This window comes from Cytobacillus sp. ABV4_503 (assembly GCF_056158445.1).
Map to the genome: position 1 here is coordinate 3,899,589 of NZ_JBSWTH010000001.1, position 21,438 is coordinate 3,921,026.

Annotated in this window: 20 protein-coding genes; 4 read left to right on the forward strand and 16 right to left on the reverse strand. The window is 40.6% G+C overall.

Annotation, left to right across the window (positions count from 1 at the left end):
- Positions 1-20 precede the first annotated feature (20 nt).
- The 8 genes from ACXAD1_RS19610 to sppA form a co-directional block, all read right to left on the reverse strand.
- Complete coding sequence (locus ACXAD1_RS19610) at positions 21-860, reverse strand: EcsC family protein (protein WP_206839113.1); 840 nt, start codon at positions 858-860, stop codon at positions 21-23.
- Positions 861-1,000: 140 nt separating this feature from the next.
- Positions 1,001-2,188 (reverse strand): acetate kinase, encoded by a 1,188-nt coding sequence (locus tag ACXAD1_RS19615; RefSeq protein WP_206839114.1) that lies wholly within the window; start codon positions 2,186-2,188, stop codon positions 1,001-1,003.
- Between the two features lie 291 nt (positions 2,189-2,479).
- Positions 2,480-3,463: a class I SAM-dependent methyltransferase gene (locus tag ACXAD1_RS19620; RefSeq protein WP_206839115.1), complete on the reverse strand. Its 984-nt coding sequence runs from the start codon at positions 3,461-3,463 to the stop codon at positions 2,480-2,482.
- Between the two features lie 128 nt (positions 3,464-3,591).
- Positions 3,592-4,092: a thiol peroxidase gene (gene tpx / locus ACXAD1_RS19625; RefSeq protein WP_206839116.1), complete on the reverse strand. Its 501-nt coding sequence runs from the start codon at positions 4,090-4,092 to the stop codon at positions 3,592-3,594.
- A gap of 127 nt (positions 4,093-4,219) precedes the next feature.
- Positions 4,220-4,684 carry a GerW family sporulation protein gene (gene ytfJ, locus ACXAD1_RS19630; protein ID WP_197208020.1) on the reverse strand — a complete coding sequence of 155 codons (465 nt, stop codon included), beginning with the start codon at positions 4,682-4,684 and terminating at the stop codon, positions 4,220-4,222.
- Positions 4,685-4,701: 17 nt separating this feature from the next.
- Positions 4,702-5,397, reverse strand: coding sequence for a DUF2953 domain-containing protein (locus tag ACXAD1_RS19635; RefSeq protein WP_206839117.1), 696 nt, complete (start codon positions 5,395-5,397; stop codon positions 4,702-4,704).
- Between the two features lie 83 nt (positions 5,398-5,480).
- On the reverse strand, positions 5,481-6,068 hold the full coding sequence (locus tag ACXAD1_RS19640; protein WP_206839118.1) for an RDD family protein: 588 nt from the start codon (positions 6,066-6,068) through the stop codon (positions 5,481-5,483).
- Positions 6,069-6,083: 15 nt separating this feature from the next.
- Positions 6,084-7,094 (reverse strand): signal peptide peptidase SppA, encoded by a 1,011-nt coding sequence (gene sppA / locus ACXAD1_RS19645; RefSeq protein WP_206839119.1) that lies wholly within the window; start codon positions 7,092-7,094, stop codon positions 6,084-6,086.
- Positions 7,095-7,348: 254 nt separating this feature from the next.
- Here sppA and ACXAD1_RS19650 point away from each other — a divergent pair, with 254 nt between their 5' ends.
- The gene (locus tag ACXAD1_RS19650; protein ID WP_206839121.1) at positions 7,349-8,149 is read left to right on the forward strand and encodes an NAD kinase; all 801 of its coding nucleotides are present in this window, start codon (positions 7,349-7,351) and stop codon (positions 8,147-8,149) included.
- A 37-nt stretch (positions 8,150-8,186) separates the two neighbouring features.
- Here the strand turns inward: ACXAD1_RS19650 and rarD are convergent, their stop codons facing one another.
- The 6 genes from rarD to ACXAD1_RS19680 form a co-directional block, all read right to left on the reverse strand.
- Positions 8,187-9,119, reverse strand: a complete 933-nt coding sequence (gene rarD, locus ACXAD1_RS19655; RefSeq protein ID WP_206839123.1) for an EamA family transporter RarD — start codon at positions 9,117-9,119, stop codon at positions 8,187-8,189.
- Between the two features lie 146 nt (positions 9,120-9,265).
- Positions 9,266-10,861: an amidohydrolase gene (locus ACXAD1_RS19660; RefSeq protein WP_206839125.1), complete on the reverse strand. Its 1,596-nt coding sequence runs from the start codon at positions 10,859-10,861 to the stop codon at positions 9,266-9,268.
- A 91-nt stretch (positions 10,862-10,952) separates the two neighbouring features.
- Positions 10,953-12,542, reverse strand: coding sequence for an acyl-CoA synthetase MbcS (gene mbcS, locus ACXAD1_RS19665; protein ID WP_206839127.1), 1,590 nt, complete (start codon positions 12,540-12,542; stop codon positions 10,953-10,955).
- A gap of 174 nt (positions 12,543-12,716) precedes the next feature.
- Complete coding sequence (locus tag ACXAD1_RS19670; protein ID WP_035330326.1) at positions 12,717-12,920, reverse strand: alpha/beta-type small acid-soluble spore protein; 204 nt, start codon at positions 12,918-12,920, stop codon at positions 12,717-12,719.
- Between the two features lie 120 nt (positions 12,921-13,040).
- A complete protein-coding gene (gene thiI / locus ACXAD1_RS19675; RefSeq protein ID WP_211202485.1) occupies positions 13,041-14,249 on the reverse strand; it encodes a tRNA uracil 4-sulfurtransferase ThiI in 1,209 nt (402 codons plus the stop codon).
- On the reverse strand, positions 14,246-15,391 hold the full coding sequence (locus tag ACXAD1_RS19680; protein ID WP_206839129.1) for a cysteine desulfurase family protein: 1,146 nt from the start codon (positions 15,389-15,391) through the stop codon (positions 14,246-14,248). The genes thiI and ACXAD1_RS19680 overlap by 4 nt, the downstream gene beginning before the upstream one ends.
- Positions 15,392-15,724: 333 nt before the next feature.
- On the opposite strand from ACXAD1_RS19680, the gene brnQ reads away from it, so the two are divergent.
- Positions 15,725-17,068, forward strand: coding sequence for a branched-chain amino acid transport system II carrier protein (gene brnQ, locus ACXAD1_RS19685; RefSeq protein ID WP_474910809.1), 1,344 nt, complete (start codon positions 15,725-15,727; stop codon positions 17,066-17,068).
- 144 nt (positions 17,069-17,212) lie between these two features.
- On the opposite strand, the gene ezrA is transcribed toward brnQ, so the two are convergent.
- Positions 17,213-18,901 (reverse strand): septation ring formation regulator EzrA, encoded by a 1,689-nt coding sequence (gene ezrA, locus ACXAD1_RS19690; protein ID WP_474910810.1) that lies wholly within the window; start codon positions 18,899-18,901, stop codon positions 17,213-17,215.
- A gap of 365 nt (positions 18,902-19,266) precedes the next feature.
- Between ezrA and hisJ the strand changes: the two genes are divergently transcribed.
- Positions 19,267-20,061, forward strand: a complete 795-nt coding sequence (gene hisJ, locus ACXAD1_RS19695) for a histidinol-phosphatase HisJ (protein ID WP_474910811.1) — start codon at positions 19,267-19,269, stop codon at positions 20,059-20,061.
- A 6-nt stretch (positions 20,062-20,067) separates the two neighbouring features.
- Here the strand turns inward: hisJ and refZ are convergent, their stop codons facing one another.
- Entirely contained in the window at positions 20,068-20,697 is a 630-nt protein-coding gene (gene refZ, locus ACXAD1_RS19700) for a forespore capture DNA-binding protein RefZ (RefSeq protein ID WP_206839137.1), read from the reverse strand.
- A gap of 214 nt (positions 20,698-20,911) precedes the next feature.
- Here refZ and ACXAD1_RS19705 point away from each other — a divergent pair, with 214 nt between their 5' ends.
- Positions 20,912-21,391, forward strand: a complete 480-nt coding sequence (locus tag ACXAD1_RS19705) for a GAF domain-containing protein (protein WP_206839138.1) — start codon at positions 20,912-20,914, stop codon at positions 21,389-21,391.
- Positions 21,392-21,438 lie beyond the last annotated feature (47 nt).

Genomic DNA, 21,438 nt, shown 5'->3' on the forward strand with positions numbered 1-21,438 from the left:
ATTCATAGTATTCCGGAAGTTTACTGCTGAATGTTTTTTCTTTGCAAATATCTCATTTGATAATATTTATGAGCGAAATCTGTTACTTTTCTTGTTAGCTGATAATTCGTCCCGGCTCCAATGGCCATGCTGATGAAAGGAATTCCCTGTACTGACTTTCTGCGGAAAAAGTAAATAGCCATTGCTTTAAAAAGCTGCTTCATTGGCTGCTCGATCCAGGTTATATCAGTCAATTCTTCTTTTCCTTCATAAAAATAGAATTCTTCCTGATTCTTCAGCTCGTACCTCAGTTCTTCCCAAGCACTGCCCTGCATGCGCGGCGGCAGTGTGGCTGCGTGAAAAACCTTAAGAGAACTCATCATTTCGAATGGAGTATTGACCTCAAAGCCATATGTCATAGCAATCAGCTGGACAGCACGAAGATTAATAACCGCCATAGCAGGAATATCTGTACCCAGCATGAGTGAGCTGCCTGAACCGGCAATGCCGCCTTGTGCAAAAGAATAAAGACGATGCCGGGCAATCTGCTGTTGAGCTATGTATTGAAGCTGGTCGATATTCAATTGCTTAAGGTCTTCAATCGACTCAATATCAGAATGAAAAACACGGCCTGCCGTCAAAATGCGCTCCTTCGCATCCATTTGAAGCTGTGAGCCTTGAATAAGCGCATGAAGATGAAACAGCCAGCTATCCATTGCTGAAAAAAATTGCTGCTGAACTTCTTCAGGCAATAGTGAAAAAGACCTTTCCAATGATTTATCATAAACCATTTCCAAATCATTGGGCTCATAATTCAACAGCTTGTTTTCCCACTCCTGAATACCGGCCAAAACACTTTCTTCCCGTTCGTTCAATGGCATCGCAATTCCTCCCAAAACATTTTTTCTTGGACTCAGTATAGCATAAGTCAGATGATGAATTCTCCTTCCGCCTGATGGGCAATAAATCCCGATAAAAACAAAAAAGACAAGAGCGATAAGCCCTTGCCTTGTTATGAATGTTATTTAGCCAATCTCACTACATCACGTGCAATCATGACTTCCTCATTTGTTGGGATAATCATGACTTTAACTGGTGAATGAGGGTAATTAATGAACGCTTCTTCACCGCGCACTTTATTTAATGCAGGATCCCAGTATACGCCCATGAATTCCAGCCCCTGAAGAACACGATCACGGATAACATCACTGTTTTCACCGATTCCGGCAGTGAAGATAATCGCATCTACGCCATACATGCGGGATGCATAGGATCCAATATATTTGTGGATTCTGTTTGCGAATACTTCAAGAGCTAATTCTGCTCTTTCATTTCCTTCAACCGCTTGAACTTCAATGTCGCGAAGATCACTGGAGAATCCGGAAACACCAAGCATACCGCTCTTTTTATTAAGAACATCAAGAACTTCATCTGCGTTCTTTCCAGTCTTTTCCATAATAAATGGAATAAGTGCAGGGTCAATGTTCCCTGAACGGGTACCCATTGTAACACCCGCTAACGGAGTGAATCCCATGGAAGTATCGATTGACTTTCCGCCTTCAATGGCTGTAATACTTGCTCCATTCCCTAAATGGCAGGAGATGAGGCGAAGCTGTTCAAGCGGACGGCCAAGCATTTCTGCAGCACGCTCTGATACATATTTATGTGAAGTGCCATGGAACCCATACTTGCGGATGCCATATTTTTCATAATACTCATATGGCAAGCTATATAGGAATGAGCTTTCAGGCATCGTCTGATGGAAGGCTGTATCAAATACTGCCACTGCAGGCACATTCGGAAGAACCTGCTGGAATGCCTTAATACCCGTAATATTAGCCGGGTTATGAAGGGGTGCAAGTTCCGAAAGTTCATCAATTTTCGCAAGCACTTCATCCGTAATGACTACAGAATCGTTGAATGCCTCACCGCCATGTACTACACGATGGCCAATGCCTTCGATTTCATCAAGAGATTTAATAATCCCAAGATTTGTTAATTTATCAAGCAGGATTTTAACCGCTACTGAATGATCAGGTATATCAGTTACTTCCTTAATTTTTTCGCCATTTACAGAAATATTGAAGACTGCGTTATCCAGCCCAATACGCTCGATTAAGCCTTTCGTAATTACTTCTTCACTCGGCATGTCAAATAATTGAAATTTTAACGAAGAACTGCCGGCATTGATTGCTATGATTTTTGCCATAAAGCTACCGCTCCTTTAGAAGATGTTCAAAGGGACTGACTTGTCTCTCCAAACCCATACTTTTATATAACAAAGTGTGATACGACACAAAAATTAATACAACCTTATTTTGTGCATCGGCCACAATTAATATCTCTCAATTTTCCATTTAAACACTGTAAGCAATACATTTCAAGAAGCACCTTGCAATGGTATCGTTTTCATGATAAATTAAATATTTTCTGATACTTCCGCATATTAATACATTTAAAAAAGAAGCCGGCAAAATGCTCGGCTTCTTTTCGTTTATCCTTATTTGCTTTCTTTAAACCAGACATCAATTTTCTTGAGTATTTTTTCAGCTTCTGCTGTTTTGGATAAGCTGGGCAAGTTGACCAAGAGGGCCTGCTTAGGCGGAGTGACTCCATCCCCTTTTTTCTGAAGGATAAATATGCTTTTGGCTGCTTTTTCATTTTTGAACATAGTAAGCGGCAGCTGAACCAAACCTTGAATATAGGCATTTTCCTTAATGAACTCATGAAGCTTTGGTGCCTGCTCACTTTCAAACAGCCCATTTGGAATGATAAAAAATAAATAACCTCCAGATTTCACATGATTCATGCTCTGCTCAATAAATAAGTGATGAGAATAGGAATGTCCCTCATCAGCTTTTAGCTTATACTCAGCTGAACGGACATCATTCGGATAGTAGCCAACAGGAAGGTCACTCACTACAGCATCAGCAGGTTCTATAAACAGGGGCTCAAGGCTATCCTGGTTAAAAAATTGAATGGGATGCTCTTGTAAATTGGCATTTATATAAGCAAGCTTAATTAATAAGTCGTCAATCTCAATCCCAGTTGCCTCAACCGTTTTATCCTTTTGGTGATTCATAACAGTTGTCAATAAATTTCCTGTTCCTACGGCAGGATCCAGCAGGCGGAAACCTTTTTCCTGAATGAATTTTTCGACCAGATACCCCATCAGCATGCCCACTGCATCTGGAGTCATTTGATGATTAGGCTGGACGTTCTCTTTCATTCCTTTTAAAATAGCAAGCTGGAAGGATTTTCTAATCTCTTCTTTTGTGCAGTTGCTTAAGTCAATGGATTCATAACTCTTCCTAAGTCTTTTAACTGTTAATTCGCTAAGCTCATCCTGAAGAATACTTTCATGGAATAGATTCTCTCCTGTTTCTGCAAGAGCTTCAAGGTATGTACAATGCAGTTCTTCCTGCATAATCGTAGCCGTTTCGTTTAAAACGGTAAATAAATCCTCAACCGGAGTTATTTTCACAGCTTATTCCTCCCGTCCTTATTCTTTTTCCTATTTTAACGGCCTTTTGTTTCATTCACAAGTTTGGTGCTGAGGGACGCAAAAAATAAAGCCCCGGAACAAATCCGGAGCTTTTAATATTCGTATAATTATTTCGCTTGCTTAGCAGCTTCCACTGCTGCTTCATAGTTTGGATGATCTGTTGCTTCACTTACATATTCCGCATATGTAACGTTGTCATTTGAATCGACAACAAAAACGGCACGAGCCAATAAACGAAGTTCCTGGATGGCCACCCCATATGCTTCTCCGAAAGAAAGGCTACGGTGATCAGAAACGGTTTGAACATTTTCAATGCCTGCTGCTGCACACCAGCGTTTTTGGGCAAATGGAAGATCCACGCTTACAGTAAGAATCTTAACATTGTCAAGCTTGGAAGCTTCTTCGTTAAAACGGCGTGTCTGCGCATCACAAACTCCCGTGTCAATAGAAGGAACTACGCTGATTAGACGCACCTGCCCTTTTGAATCAGCAAGAGTTACTTCAGAAAGGTCATTTGCCAGTACCTTGAATTCAGGAGCTTTATCTCCAACTTTTACTTCATTGCCCAGCAATGTTACAGGATTTCCTTTGAACGTAATAGATGCCATTTAAATCGTCCTCCTTAATCACTTATGTACAGTGTAAATCATATCTTTTCAGAATCTTTTTTGCAATTATTAAGGATACATTCCAAGAAAAAAGTTAACTCTCCCTGGGAAAGTTAACTTCCTTCTCTTAGATATCAAGGTCTTGTTTCTTGCCGCTGTACTCATCATTGTTTTGATCCTGAGGCTGGCTTTGCTGATTGCCGGTTCCCCCGTCTTTCTTATTGAACATTTGCTGAATTTTATCGACTGCCTGTGGGGCAAGGTCAAGAATTTTCTCATATAAATGAGTGCTTTCATCAAGATGAACCATTTTCACCCCGTGCGAATTGACAATCAAAAAGGCAATTGGCGTGATGGAGACACCGCCGCCGCTTCCTCCGCCAAACGGGTGGCCCTTTTCCTCGCCTGATTGTCCATCAAGCATAAACTCGCTTCCTCCTGCGGCAAAGCCAAAGCCAACCTTTGAAACCGTTAATATTACACTGCCATCAGGGGTTTCTACTGGATCCCCAATTATAGTGTTAACATCAATCATCTCTTTCAGGTTTTCCATGGCAGTTGTCATAAGCCCTTGAATAGGATGGTCAGACATTCATTGCTCCTCCTCTTTTAGACAGTTTTAGTACCATCATCAGATAAGGCAGAAAGCGGCTTTGTCCTGAAATCCGGCCGTCCGCCCTTCCAATATTTGATCAGTTTAATTCCTGCTAACATAGCATGCCCGACACGAAAATGAATCATACATGAAATGGCTGTTTGAGAGACGGAAAATTGGAAATGGGGAGTGACGGTAATGCTGGGAGGCGTTTTCAGTTTCATATAATGACTTATTAATCCAATAATGCTCCCTTTTATCGCCCAGAGGGCCCCAGTAAGCATCCCCGTATGGGCTGCATCCCCTAGGCCAGCAAAAGTATGCCATTCAAGATTCCGGATGGTCACACGCTTGAGAAATTTCCGTATTATTTTGTGAAGGGACACGATATGATTTATCATTGCTTTTGTATCATGAAAGCTATTTATAAGATCATCTGCGGAATATTGCTTTGTGTCTTTTTCAGCAGCATTTTCCTGTGGTCCAGCAGCCGTCTTTTCCTTAACAACAAGAGTTGGCGAGTTATCGTCCACTTTTATTAGAGGGACTTCTATTTTGTACCTGATCAGTCCGAACCAGGCTTTGAATTGAATTTTCATATGGTCATTGTCATTTCCATGGTAGAAATGAAAATATATCTTTAGTTTTGTTGCCATGATTAGAATTAAAAGAAGTATGAGGGCAATTACGGCAATCAGAAGCCACTTCATTTTTTTCACACCCTTTCAGCTTTGTATTATGCCCAACTGAAAAAAAATAAACCTGCCACCAAGCGGTGGCAGGCGGACATTTCTCAATTATAGACTTGTTCCCTTTGCCTTTCATGAACTACAGAGGTATCCGCAAAAAGATCATGCAGTCCCTGTTTCTTTGGCAGGAATGCTACAATTACATACCCGACAAAAATGGTCGCTGATATAAAGCGGCCGATCCATTCACGGAACAAAATTGTGCTCCATGTCAGTTTCTTTCCTTTAAGATTTACTACCTTTAAACCAAATACCATTTTACCGAGTGTCTGGCCAAAAAACTTTGTCATCAGCACAAAATAGGCATAAAACGTAAGGGCAGTAGCTATGGAAATCGGTGCAAACAAATTGCTTTCATGCAGAGGAATATCCAGCGCCCTAAAAATTGGGTTAATCAATATCCGGTCAACACTGCCAACTACAACTAAATCTAAAAGATAAGCCCAAAATCTCATCCAAAACCCGGCAAACCTCATCGGTTCTGCAGCTTTTTGAATGGGGAGGGTTTCTGCTTGTATGATTGTTTCGTTTACAGCAGGATCTGCTTCATCAAAGGATGAGTTATTCCTGCCCTCATCCTGTATTGAATCTGGACGGGCAAGCTCTTTTTCATTCTGATCATTTGAGGTCATCTTCTCTCCCCCTCCCTATTCAGCATAAAGATACATTAAACGCGGTGAGTTTGGCTGAGATAACAATTTCATCACGCCCGCCATTTCCAGGTCATCACCCATGATTTTTCGCGCTCCCATACTGAACATGGAGCCGAACCCAAAATTCTCAGTGTACTTTACAACCTGGGCACCATTTAGTTTGTGGTCTTTCTTTAATTGTTCAATTACATCATCGTCATAGCCAAAACCGTCGATCAGATTCAGTTCTTTCGCCTGCCGTCCGTCATAAATACGGCCATCGGCAATTTCCTTCACCTGTGCCTCAGTTAGTCCTCGGCCTTCCGAGATCACTTTAACAAACCCTGCATATGAATTATCAATCATGGATTGAAGGATTTTTCTTTCCTCATCTGTCATATCCCTGGTTGGGCTCATGATATCTTTATACGGCCCGCTCTTAATCGTTACAAACTCGACACCATATTTTTCAGCAAGCCCAGCATAATTATAGCCCTGCATGATAACCCCCAGTGAACCGGTCAATGTCTCAGGGCTCGCAAAAATCTTGTCAGCCGGAGCGGATATATAATAGCCTCCTGATGCAGCCATTGATCCCATTGATATGTATACCGGCTTCTTTGTTTCTTTTTGAATTTCAATAATCTTATCATGTATTTCGGCGCTTTCCACTACCCCTCCGCCTGGAGAATTAACCTTTATGACAATCGCCTTTACTGTGCTGTCTTCTTTTACATATTCAAGGTTATCCATGAATCCTTTGTGATTATATCCCGGGCTTGAAAATAAAGAAGCTGCATCTCCAGTATCCTGAATCACACCATTTACATCAAGCACAGCTATCTTTTTCTGTGCATTTCCCTCTTCAATGATTTCTTCCAAAAATGCTTCATTGCTTCCTGCAAACAGTTCATTTACCGAGCTTTCAAAATCTGTAAATGCAAATGCAGTTACAAAGTTCAGCACAACGGAAAAAACAAACAGACCTGCTGCTATTCCAAGTGCAGCCCAACGTTTTCCATTCATTGTGAAATCCTCCTTTGAATTTGCTTTCTCCTTTAACATAACCAGCCCCATTATTTGACTGTTTATGATTCCCAGAAAACCTATTTGTCACATATTCTACATACGTATAAACTTTTAAAATGTTTCAAAAAAAGGTAAACTGAACTCAGGCAACCATAATCATAGCAAAATATGAATTATTTGGGAAAGAAAATTATCAAGGACATTTTCCCCCTGAAATTCCACAACCTTTATTACTGTTTGGAGGAATGAATATGCCTGAAAGACGCAATATATACTTTTATCACAAAAAAGATGAAGAAACGATGGAAAAAGTAGCACCGCTTTATAGCCTTGCTGAAGAGCATGCCTTTACAATTGTTAATGACTTCAAACAAGCCAATATCATTGTAAGCATCGGGGGAGACGGAACGTTTTTGCAGGCTGTCCGCAAAACTGGCTATAGAGATGATTGTTTGTATGCCGGTATTTCAACGACGGGAAGCCTGAGCCTGTACTGTGATTTCCATCTCGATGATACAGCCAAGATGGTAGAGGCAATGACAAATGAGCAGGTAGAAGTAAGACGCTATCCCACTATTGATGTTACGGTTGATGACCAGACATCGTTTCAGTGCTTAAATGAATTCAGTATCCGTTCCGCCATAATTAAAACCTTTGTAATCGATGTCTTTATCGATGATTTTCATTTTGAAACGTTCCGCGGGGACGGAATGATTGTTGCCACCCCAACCGGAAGCACAGCCTATAATAAGTCTGTAAATGGAGCTGTTGTTGACCCGCTGCTTCCTTGCATGCAGGTGAGCGAACTCGCTTCACTTAATAATAATCGCTATCGCACTCTCGGATCTTCCTTTATCCTGAGCGGAAACAGAAAGCTGACCCTCAAAGTGGTTCAAGATGGCAACGACCATCCTACAATGGGAATGGACAACGAAGCCCTAAGCATTCAGCATGTAGAAAAGATTGATGTTAAACTCAGCGACAAAATCATTAAAACCGTAAAACTGAAAGACAATTCCTACTGGGAAAAGGTTAAGAGAACATTCTTATAAAAAAAGAGTTTCGCATGAAGGTGCGAAACTCTTTTTTCTATATGCCAATACCTTTTCCGCGCTTTAGTTTTGTTTCCCAATGGACAAAGAGTTTTGTCCTTGAAACAGAGTAAATCGTTAAGGCCAGCCAAATAAACATAAAGGAAAGTAAGTGAAGTTTAGTAAAGTGCTCATGATAAACGAAGATCCCCAGAATCAGCGTAATGGTCGGCGCAATATACTGCAGAAAACCAAGCATGGACATCGGTATCTTTTGTGCCCCTTTGGCAAAGTACAATAGCGGTATTGCTGTGGCTGCGCCTGCCCCTATAAGGAGCAAGTCGGAGCTTAGCGAAACATGCAGGAATGCCTGTTTGCCATCCATGAAAAGCATAATCATATAAATAAATGCGATCGGAGTCACTACAAGTGTCTCAAGCGTTAAACCAACTGCTGAATCTACCTTTATAAGCTTTTTGGCTAGCCCATAAAGGCCAAAGGATAAAGCGAGCACAATGGCTATCCAGGGAAAGCGCCCATAGCTGACAGTCAAAATCATAACCCCTGCAAATGCAAATCCGAAAGAGATATATTGCGCAGGTGATAGTTTCTCTTTAAAAACCACCATGCCCAGAATCACACTTACGAGAGGATTAATATAATAGCCAAGACTAGCCTCAATCATCTGATTGGTATTGACCGCCCAAATATACAAAAACCAGTTGGTGCTGATCAAAAGGGAAGCTATTACAAGAGCGTAAAGCTGTTTTCTATTTCTTTTAAAACCTTTTAGCGTTTCAGCAAAAGCATTCCATTTCTTTGAAGCCAGCAAAATCACCAGCATAAAGAAAAACGACCAAAAAATCCTGTTTGCCAAAATCTCATCCGCTTTGACGTGATCCAAAAACTTCCAATAAACAGGGAGAATGCCCCATAAAAAGTAAGCAAACCCTGCGTATAGAGCTCCAGTTTGCACTTCATTATTTTTCATTGCCATTTCCTCAATTCTTTCTAGTATCGAAATATTTATATTATAAATCTGACATAAAAATGTTTGCAATCATTTTTTCCTGCCAAAACGAGTGCCAGGTACCTATACCAATTGGGCAAACTGGTATAGGTGCCTGGCACTTCTACTTATGCTTCGTATACTATTTTTCCGTCAATAACGGTTTTGTTTACTGAAATTGCGGCCATTTGCCCTATGGGCATATTAAAAATATCTTTATTTAATATGGTGAAATCTGCAAGATATCCTTCTTTTATTACACCTCTATCATTTTCATGGGATGCAGCATATGCACTGCCTTTTGTGAATAAGCATACTGCTTCATAAACAGTTAACGCTTCACTTGGATAATAGACTGTATTGTGCGGATCATCTATATTTGTCCTTGTAACGGCCGCATGAATACCAAGAAATGGATTGACCGGCTCAATCGGTGCATCAGAACCTCCTGCACAATGTATCCCTTCTTTCAGAAGTGTCTTCCAGGCGTAACAGTACTCCATATGTTCTTCACCAATGCGGTCAATCACCCATGGAAAATCAGATGCTGTAAATCTTGGCTGGATATCAAGGATTAATGGCAGTTTTTTAGCCCTGTCTATAAGTTCTTTGCGCAATATTTGGGCATGAATCAGCCTGTCTCGTCCCAAGCCTTCCAATGGGTGCTTTTCTATCGCATTTAATGCCATTTCAAATGCCAAATCCCCAATCGTATGGACGGCAACCGGCATTTCATGCTTGCGGGCTTTCTCCACTAATCCATCAAGCTGCTCCTGTGAAAAAATGGCAACTCCTGAAGTGGATGGGTCATCTGCATAAGGATGGCTTAATAAAGCTGTTCTTCCTCCAAGGGCTCCATCGGCGAATATCTTCATTGCCCCAAATTCTATATGGTTACTTCCCTCTAAAAATCCGCCGCCTGCTTCCTTCATTTCATCCGCAACTTCATGATGAACCAGCAGATGTGCACGGAAGGGGAGTCCTTCCTCCTCTATTACCTGCCTGAAAGCATGGTAAGTTTGGCTGAATCCTCCATAATAATTGAGATCCTCAGTATGTCCTCCTGTCAATCCAAGCTTATAGGCATCTTTAATGGCAGCTTGAAGCGCCTTCCTTAAATAGCTTTCTGAGACAGCCGGCATCACATTAAATAAAAGCTCCTGGGCCTGGTCTTTCAAAAGACCATTTAGTTTCCCATATTCATCTTTATCGATTACACCTCCTGGAGGACATTCAGTATCTTCAGTAATATTTGCTTTTTCTAATCCAAGGGAGTTCACTGCAAGGGCATGTCTGCACACACGTTTCAGCATGACAGGATGATTCGGAACAAATTGATCAAGCTCTGAAGCATAGATAGGTTCCGGCTGATCCCACAGATTTTCATTCCAGCCTTCCCCAATGACCCACTCTCCCTCTTCAATGGTCTCTGAAAATTCCTTTACAGCCATAAGAACTTCCTGCTTTGATGTGTGCGTAGATAAGTCGAGCCTTATTAGCCTTTCACCATGCCCAATTAGATGCATATGGCTATCCACAAATCCCGGCAGCATGGTGCTTCCCTGCAGGTCTATCTCTTTTTGAATCTCTTCTTTATATTTGATTCTTAAATCGCTCAAGGCGCCAATTTCAATAATACGGCAGCCTTCTGTAAAAACGGCCTCTATCTGATGACCTTCCTGCTGAAGGGTATAAATCGGGCCCCCATGCCAAAGCGTTCCCATAAATCTTTTCTCCTTTAATATCTAAAAGTTTACATTTACCATAGTATAACAAAAATACAGGCGGAATTCCCGCCTGCATTTTTTATAGCATTCAGTTTTGCGCTGAAGCAGTTTCCGCTTCTTTTTTCCGTAACTCCACACGCATAATTTTTCCTGAAGTAGTTTTAGGAAGCTCTGATAGAAATTCAATTTTCCGAGGATATTTATAAGGAGCCGTCAGCTCTTTTACATGTTCCTGCAGCTGGGAAACAAGGTTAGGGTCGCTTTGATCTACACCTTCCCTTAATACAACGAATGCTTTAACGATCAATCCTCGCACTTCATCCGGACTTCCCACAACTGCACATTCCGCTACATATGGATGCTTTACAAGCGCATCTTCCACCTCGAAAGGTCCAATGGTATAGCCTGAACTGATAATAATATCATCACCGCGGCCTTCAAACCAGAAATAGCCATCTTCATCTTTCTTAGCTTTATCTCCTGTAATATAGTAATCTCCGCGGAATTGCATAGCTGTTCTTTCCGGATCTTTATAATAATTTTTGAAGAGCGCAGGAGTTTCGACATGGACAGCGATATCTCCTACCTCACCAACAGCACATACCTCACCTTCTTCATTGATAATATCAACTCTATTGCCAGGTGTCGGTTTGCCCATTGAACCTGCTTTTAGCTCCATATCCTTCGTAATGCCGACAAGCAGGGTATTTTCTGTCTGTCCATATCCGTCACGGACATTTACGTTAAAATGCTTTTTGAATGTATCAATCACTTCGCGGTTTAGCGGTTCACCGGCTGAAACAGCACTATGAAGAGCCGGCAGCTTGTATTCATGTATATTCTCAGCCTTTGCCATCAGCCTGTATTCAGTCGGCGTACAGCAAAGAACATTTACCTGATAATCCTCTAACAGCTGCAAATATTTCTTCGGCTCGAACTTTCCATTGTAGACAATTCCCGTAGCACCAGAACCCAAAACAGAAAGGAATGGGCTCCAGATCCACTTTTGCCAGCCGGGACCTGCCGTTGCCCATACTGTATCGCCTTCATTAATGCATAGCCAGTTCGGTGCTGCTGTTTTTAGGTGAGCAAATGCCCAGCCATGTGTATGTACTACACCTTTAGGATTCCCTGTTGTTCCTGATGTATATGAAAGGAACGCCATGTCATCCCGGGAAGTATCGGCCAGCGAAAGTTCATCAGAAGCCTTTTTCATTTCTTCATCCAGCCCGATCCAGCCTTCTGCGTTTCCGCCTATCACGAACTTCGGCAGGGCTGCCGCTTCCTTAATATCTTTAAATTGATCAACATATGGATAATAACTCACAATACCTTTTACATCCCCATGATTAATCCGATATTGCAAATCTTTCGATCGAAGCATTTCTGAACTTGGTATGACGACAATTCCTGCTTTCAATGATGCAATGTAAACCTGATATGCTTCAATCAGTCTTGGAACAATGATCAGAATAACATCTCCTTTATTAAGACCATTTTCAAAGAAAACGTTTCCAATTCTATTTGCATTAAGGATCAGTTCACTGTATGTAATCTCTTTCTTTTCTCCCTGCTCATTTTCCCACTTTATTGCAAGTTTGTCCTTATCTCCGGCAAACCGCTCCATTTCTGATACGAGATTGTATTTCTCCGGTGCAATTAAGTCTTCCCGTTTCATCAAATCTCCCCCTGACAATTTCATTTGCTGGTGTCTGATCCTGGATGAGTAATCTATAGAAATTATTATACTAAATTATTATAAAATTTAAAATTATTTATTTTTTGAAAAATAATTTTTGCGCAAAAATAAGGAGCAGGAAAGATTCCTGCTCCTTGTAGCCATATTATTTAATTATCTTTGGAAACCGCCTAATTGCTGTTCAGCCATTTGAACTAAACGCTTAGTGATTTCTCCACCTACAGAACCGTTAGCGCGAGAAGTAGTTTCAGCACCAAGGTTTACACCGAATTCAGTAGCGATTTCGTACTTCATTTGGTCAAGAGCTTGTTGTACTCCAGGAACTAGAAGTTGGTTTGAGCTGTTGTTGTTTGCCATGTGATTTTCACCTCCTTGTGAGTATAGAATGTGTAGAATCACATGGCCATATACACTAATTAATTGGTAATTGTTGTATTATTTTTCGAAGTGAAATTTAACAATTAACCTGCATTTAAATTAAAATAACTCCCCAAAAGACTCTTCATTGCTCGATTGAGGTTTAATAACCATCTTTTCGGTATCCTCAACTGCTTTTGCGATGAGTGGTTCGAAGTCAACAAAGCTTTCAAAGCGGCGGACTTTGTCGCGCTTTGGTTTTGTTTTTGGGGATGATGGAACAAAAACGGTACAGCAATCTTCGAATGGCCTGATGGATATATCGTGGGTATCGATGCTTTGGGCAATCTCGATGATTTCAGATTTATCCATTGTGATAAGCGGCCGCAGAATAGGTGTGGTTGTAACATCATTAATGGCAAACATGCTCTCGAGTGTCTGGCTGGCTACCTGTCCAAGGCTTTCCCCAGTGATGATGGCAAGACCATCATTTTTATTGCGTATTTCATCAGTGATCCGGAGCATTAATCGTCTTGTAGCCGTCATCGTATAATTCGACGGTACCTGCTGATGGATCAGCTGCTGAATCTCTGTAAACGGGACAATATGGAGTACGACGGTTCCAGCAATATTAGAAAGTTTTTCAGTTAAATCAATTACTTTTTGCTTTGCGCGCTCACTTGTGAAAGGCGGGCTGTGAAAATGGACAGCTTCAATTTCTAATCCCCTCTTCATGGACAAATAACCTGCTACCGGGCTGTCAATTCCCCCAGAGAGCATAAGCATGGCTTTTCCGCTCGAACCTGCAGGAAGCCCGCCAGCACCCTGAATGGTTTCGCATGATAAGTAAGCCGCCTCTTCGCGAACTTCAATTTGCAGATTTATATCCGGTTTTTTTACGTTCACTTTTAGACCCGGCACATTCTTCAGCAAGTGTCCGCCAAATTCATGATTGAGTTCGTCAGTATTTAAAGGAAAGCTTTTATCCGCTCTCTTAGCTGTAATTTTGAAAGTCTTTCCTTCTTCAAAATGTTTTAAGAATAATGCCAATGCGGCTGTCTTCATTTCTTCCATATCTTTAGTGGTTTTAACAGCAGGGCTGAAAGACTGAATGCCAAAGATTCCCTTGAGGCGATCAGAAACCTCTCTGCCATCTGCACCATTCAGGACAACATACATTCGGTCTCTTGTAGATTCAATCTTTATCTTGGGAAATTCATTAAGCACATCTAATATGCTTTTTCTTAATTTATCCACAAACTTATTGCGGTTTCTTCCTTTTGTAGAGATTTCTCCATATCTTATAAGTATACGATCATAATTTATCATGATTTCATAACCTCTCTTAGCCTTATAACGGTCTCTTTTACTGCTTCAGCAAAAATCTCTGCCTCTTCCATTGTATTATCATATGATAAGCTGATCCGAACTGCACTTTTCGCGGCTTTTTCAGGGATTCCCATAGCCATCAGGGTGCTGCTGGCAGCAGCTTTCTTTGAAGAGCAGGCACTTGTAGTTGATATATAAATCCCGTGCTCTTCTAAAGCGTGGACAAATACCTCTGCTTTGAATCCTTCTATGGAAAAATTCACAATATGAGGGGCAGAGTTTCTTTCCGGGGTATGGACTGTAATATCCTCGATTTTATTCATTTCCTCAATAATATAGCTTTTAATAGATATAAGGGGGCTTAAATGCCTTTCCATATTATTTAGTGTAAGCCTTAGCGCCTTTGCCATTGCTACAATGCCAGCTACATTTTCTGTGCCGCTTCTCATTTTCCATTCCTGATTGCCACCGGATAATAACGGTGAAAGACGTAGACCATCACGAATGAACAAAACCCCATTTCCTTTTAAACCGTGGAATTTATGAGCTGAAATCGTACACAGATCTACGCTGGCTTGATAAAGATCAAGAGGAACCTTTCCGATTCCCTGAACGTTATCTACATGGAATATCACTCGCGAATGCTTCTTCAGCATCTCTCCAATTTCTTTTATTGGCTGAATGGAACCAATTTCATTATTTACATGCATGACAGAGACTAAAATAGTTTCCTGTGTAATTTCCTTTTCAATGTCTTCAGCATGGATAATACCGTTTTTATCCGGTGAAATGATGGAAATTCGGTAGCCCAATTCCTTCAGCTGCTGTATCGCTTCTTTCACTGAAGCATGTTCCAATCCAGTTGTGATAATATGGCGGCCTCTTTTCCTATGCATTAAAGCCGTTCCTTTTATTGCAAGATTATTGCTCTCTGTCCCTCCTGATGTAAAATACACCTCATTATGTTTTACATTCAGCAGTTGTGCAATTTGCTCACGTGCCTGTATTAGCAGCCTCTCTGCCTTTCCTCCGAATTCGTGCAGGGAAGACGGATTCCCAAAGTATTCAGAAGAAACCTTTATAAAAGATTCAAGCACCTCTTTATATGGTTTTGTCGTTGCACTGTTATCTAAATAAATCACGGACTTCTCCTTTCCGTTCCGAAAATCCTTTAGCCAACTTTAAATCATATCATAACCACGTAAAATTGGAAATGTAATTGAAGCTTTTGCAGCAGCTATACATCTCTTTACTATTAAAATATTCAAGTTAGTACAGTTTAACCAAATGAATGATTTGCAGCCCCCGTGGAAAGCTGATAATATTGCTCTTTGAATAAAGGACAGATCTGGTTTGTTATTATAAAATACTAAATATTAAGACTTCGTATTTTTTCGACATTTTTTTTAGCACCTGTGCTAATATGAAAAATGTTCTAAACATTAAGATATGGAACCATTTTCAGGAGGATATATATGGAGAATAAAACATTATCATCAAAACAAATTCTCGCCGTCGGACTCATGTTATTTGCTCTATTCTTTGGGGCAGGCAATATGATTTTCCCTCCATTCCTGGGACAATCAGCCGGCACGAATGTATGGACTGCTATTATCGGATTTTTAATTACAGGGGTTGGATTGCCGCTATTAGGCATTATTGCCATTGCCAAAAATGGCGATTTACAGACGATTGCAAGCCGTGTACACCCTTTATATGGAATTATATTTACGATTATTATGTACTTAGCCATCGGACCATTTTTCGGAATCCCGCGTACCGGAACCGTTGCTTTTGAAATAGGGATTACTCCGTTCTTGTCTGAAACCGCTTCCAATAGCGCTTATACTTTATTTGCTTATACCATTGTCTTTTTTTGCATTACAGCATGGCTTTCTTTGAATCCATCGAAGTTAGTGGATAGGATCGGCAATATTTTCACGCCTGCACTCCTCATAATCCTTGCTGTTCTGGTAATTAAAAGCATCATTACTCCAATGGGCGAATTAAAAGCACCGATGGGGGCATATGCAGAGGGGCCATTCTTTAAAGGCTTCATTGAAGGCTACCTGACTATGGATACAATTGCAGCATTAGTATTCGGTATTATTGTTATTGGTTCAATACAGGGCATGGGTGTGACAAATAAACATTCACTTATGAAAATATGCATTACTGCCGGACTTATCGCAGCTGCTGGCCTTGCGGCAGTATACTTGTCCCTTGCATATATTGGGGCATCAAGTATGGAAGCTATAGGTCAACTTGATAATGGCGGTGCTGTCCTATCCGCTGCTTCTCAATATCTATTTGGAGATGCGGGAGCATTGATCCTTGGGCTGGCCATTACGGTAGCATGCCTTACAACGTCTGTCGGACTCGTTTCGGCTTGTGCGCAGTACTTTCATAAACTGCTCCCAAAAGTACCTTATAAAACCATTGTCATCATTCTTTCGCTGTTCAGCATGGTGGTTGCAAATATTGGTTTAACTCAGTTGATTCAACTTTCATTGCCAATCTTAATCATTATTTATCCTCTGGCCATCGTGCTGATTCTGCTTTCCTTTATGCACAATGCCTTTAATGGATACTCTGCGGTATATATAGGGGCTTTAATTCCCACAGGTTTAATCAGTTTTGTGGATGGGTTAAAAACTGCTGGAATGGATGTGTCCGCCATCACAGACTCACTGCAATTCCTGCCATTCTTTGCTGAAGGAATCGGCTGGATTGTGCCTGCCATTGCAGGAGCTGTAATAGGTTACTTCCTGGCAATGGCTTTCGGTGAAGCTAAAAAGCCAATTGCTGTAAATGACTAAAGAACAAAGGCGGAAGCGCCTTGATCAGCCCTTAGGGGCTAGGCGCTGGAGCTGGATGAAGATAATTTTACATCAGAGTTATTCACATCGTTATATTTTATTAATTAGACAGCAAAAAAACCAGATCCAATCGGATCTGGTTTTTTAATGCTCAGTTATCATTTCTTCTATTCTCTTGATCGCACCCGGCTCGACCTCTTCGATTGAAGCTGCAGCCTGCTCCAGTGCTGTTTTATATTCATAGCTTCTGAATGAAGCTTCTGCTTCCATTAACCCTTTATCAATAGATGGATATCTGCTTCTGTATCGATTTCCATACTGAATGACCTTCTCAGCTAAAAGGATCGTCTCAATCATATCACTCACTGAATCAGCAGCCTTATCAACAGTAAGCACTGCAACTTCAAGATATTGCTGGACCGCAGGAATATTCAATGGTTTCTCATCGAGTTTAGCCAGCACATTATCTATGCTTTCTTTCGCATCCTGGATCAAATATTTATATTCCTGGGAAACTCCAGGCACATTGTTTTTAGAGATAAGCCTTATCGTTTCTGCCACTTTTTTGCTTAACTCTTTTACTTTTTCCCTTGCAGACATTTCATCTTTTCTTAAAGCCTGAAGCATTTCCGCAAAGGCTGTCTGCTCATCTGAAATTTCCTCAATGTGTTCCTTGATTTCAGCAAGCTCTTCTCTCAAGACAGTATGGGGAGTACTCCCGCTATTAATTTTATGCTCCAGCATTTCGAATTTTTTGAAGAGCTGGGTTATTTTTTTCTCCAGGTGGATTTGAATTTCCAGATCCTTGTCTGGAACATGATAGCTGTGCCGGATAGCAGTTATCTCTGTCTTAAGCTGATTATTCATATCTTTATTATTATAAAGCATGTTTCTAGTTGCATCATCCTGCTGGCTTAAGTAATGTCTGGCATGTACTTCCTTTTCGAGCAGATCATACAGAAGTTCAATATTATCTTTAATCTCTTCGACTCCTTTTTGAACTTCCTCGATTTGCGCTTTATCAATAGAGCCGGCATATCCAGTTACTTGTTCTTCAAGTCTCTCAATTTCTTTGTCTATTTGCAGGTGATCAAGCAGATAGCCCTGATCCAGCATTTCCTTGTACCCGTCCCTTAACTCTTCCAGCTGGGAAGGGATCTTGGATTGACACTCAACCATAAGGTTTGGAATAGCTTCCATTTTAGCCTGAGAATCCTCAAGAAGCGCTTTAATCACAAGAAGGATTTCACGAGCTTCAAGGTAATTGCCTTTCTCCGTTTTCTCATCAAATTCTTCAAATTTGGACAATGCTTCATCCAGCTGTTCTTCAAGAATCATTTCTGATTTACCGAATGTATGGCGATGTGCAAGCAGAGACTTTTTGCATTGGCGATACATCTCTTTCAATTCTTCAATTTCCGCTCTATTTTTCTCTTCACTGCCTACCAGCTCATTCAATTCACTCAGCAGATTTTTTATGCTTTCTTCAATCTCTGTTAATCTCTTCTCTATTCTCTGCTGGATTTCCTGGGAATTCTTAAAGCGGTATTTATCGATGCTCTCTTCTGCATCAAATAACAATTCCTCCACATCCGGAAGCTGTGATGTTACGATCTCATCCCACTCATTTCTCCAGCGTTCGAACAATTCTTCTGTCTGCCCTGTCATATTAAGCTTTTTAACTCTTGACATCTCATCTAGAACAGGGCGGTCCGTTATGTCCATCTTCCATGTTTCCAGCCTGTCAATTTCCTTATAATGTTTTTTCTTTAAAAAATACCCCGTGAGATATAGGCATAAAAGAATGACTATAACTCCAATTATGTATTCCATTTTAAAGCCCCCTGTTCTGTTCCCGAGCCAATATGTATATGTAAAGTTTTTATTTAAGAAATAACAAATGCCCGCAGGCGTTTGTTCATTTTCACATGTTATTTTCAATGCTTTTATGATACCATGTAAACGACATTTTTTGACTATTTATTTCATATTTTTATGAATTTCTTCTTTTATATCTTTTCTAAATTGCTATTTTCGGAAAATAACTGGAACATCCGTATTTTTTATTGAACTATATGAGCTGTTCAAATACAAACAATTCGCTTTTTATAAAAGATTTCCTTCTTTATTTAAGAGATATGTTAAAAAGAGACTTGAGTACTGTATTTATAAAAAACTGCAGAAAGGAAGCTCTCCATATGCTAAAAGACGGACACATCCACACCCCCTATTGTCCGCACGGGACAAAGGACGCATTAGAAGATTATATTGAAAAAGCAATAAATCTGGGTTTTAAGGAAATTTCATTTACTGAACATGCTCCACTCCCTGAGGGCTTTGAGGATCCCGCACCTGCTCGTGACAGTGCGATGCGCAAGGAACATCTTGAAAAGTATTTTACTGATATATCAAGAGTGAAAGCTGCTTATGAAGGAAAAATCAGGATTAATGCCGGGCTTGAAGTGGATTACATTGAAGGCTTTGAACAGGACATCTGCAAATTTCTAGATTTAAACGGGAAGTATATGGATGACTCTATTTTATCTGTACACTTTCTAAAGCAGGGGAGCCGCTACGAATGCCTGGACTACAGTCCGGATGTTTTTGCAAAGATGATTGAAGAATACGGTTCAATTGAAGCAGTTTATATGAATTATTTCCGCACCCTGCTTTTATCTATAAAAGCAGATTTGGGGCAATTCAAACCAAGAAGGATTGGGCATATCACCCTGGTTAAAAAGTTCCAAAAAAAATATCCCGCTGGTCGGGAATTTAGAGAAGAAATAAACCAAATACTTGATGAGGTAAAAAAACAAGGCTATGAACTCGACTATAACGGAGCCGGTTTTTCCAAGCCGTTATGCAAAGAGTCCTATCCTCCCGATTGGGCAGCAGAAGCAGCGGCCCAAAAAGGCATTTCACTGATTTATGGGTCCGATTCTCATCAGGCAAAGGAAATGGGGCAGGGCCTTGATAGAATGAAGCACCTTTAAATGCTTTTAGAGTACAGCAGCATAAGGTTTTCCGGCATGATTGCAGAGGACTCCATCAACCCAATTGAAGATCTCCTTCGTGTATTTGTCTGCGAAATATTTTTCATGAGGAAATACATGCAGAACTTCAGCCATATAATGTGTGTTCAAAAATGGCATGGATAGGAGTCCTTTCAGCTGGACAATCATATAATTGGCTGAATGGATACGAAATTCTTTTGTTTTCATGCCCCTTTCCAGCACCCTGCCAAAATAAAACTTTTCTTTTGCTAAATAAGTGGACATGATTTCCCTTACTACTTGGGAATCTATAGAAATTTCCCGGAGAATCAATCTTGTTAAGTGGCTGTGTTCAAATTGATAAGACATAATGTTTTGAGCAATTTTTTTCAGGCTCAGAGCAGCCCCCTGCTCAAGAAACGAAAAACCCCTCTCGATCTCCTGAATATATCCTTCAAAAAATGCAGTAAAGCAATATTCAAGCAGCCCGTGTTTGTTATCGAAATAGTATGCAATATTCGCCGGGTTCGTCTGCGCTTTGCCTGCAATATCACGGATGGAAGTCCCGGAGAAACCTTTCGTATTAAATAAGGAGATAGCAGCCGACACAATTGCCTCTTTTGAATTTTTTTTCATCTTTCCCGCCTCACTTTCTTTTGTAAAATCTCTGCTCATGCACATATGAGCGAATAATAAATTATGGCTTTATTTAAAAACGGATTTGTTGTGATAATTAAACATTCTTGCTAAAATCATCTTATCCTTTTTAAAGTTCTCGACAATGTCTATCTAATTTCCTGTTCTTCTGCCAGGAAATTCATATATCTTTGAGGAAGTAAGGTGAATTGTGATGTTTAGTGTCGAATCATACAAGGGAACCCGTGAAGAAAATTATCAATTATTGATTAAACAGCTCTCTGCTCTTCTTGAAGGAGAAACAAACAGCATAGCCAATCTAAGCAATGCATCAGCACTTCTTAATCAATTTCTGGAACGTACAAACTGGGTAGGATTTTATTTGATGGAAGAAGGCGAGCTGGTTCTTGGCCCATTTCAGGGTCTGCCGGCATGTGTAAGAATCCCCCTTGGGAAAGGCGTTTGCGGGACAGCTGCCAAGCAAATGGAAACAGTACGTGTTGAAGATGTCCATCAATTCCCTGGCCATATCGCCTGTGACGCAGCTTCGCAGTCTGAAATCGTCATTCCGCTTGTCAAAGAGGGCAATCTTCTTGGTGTGCTGGATATTGATTCTCCAGAAAAAAACCGGTTTGATGAACTTGACCAAAAATACCTTGAAGACTTCTCGGAAGTCCTTGTATCATTCCTTTAACGGAATGGCCAAAAGGAGATGACCGTATTTGAGGCCATCTCCTTTTG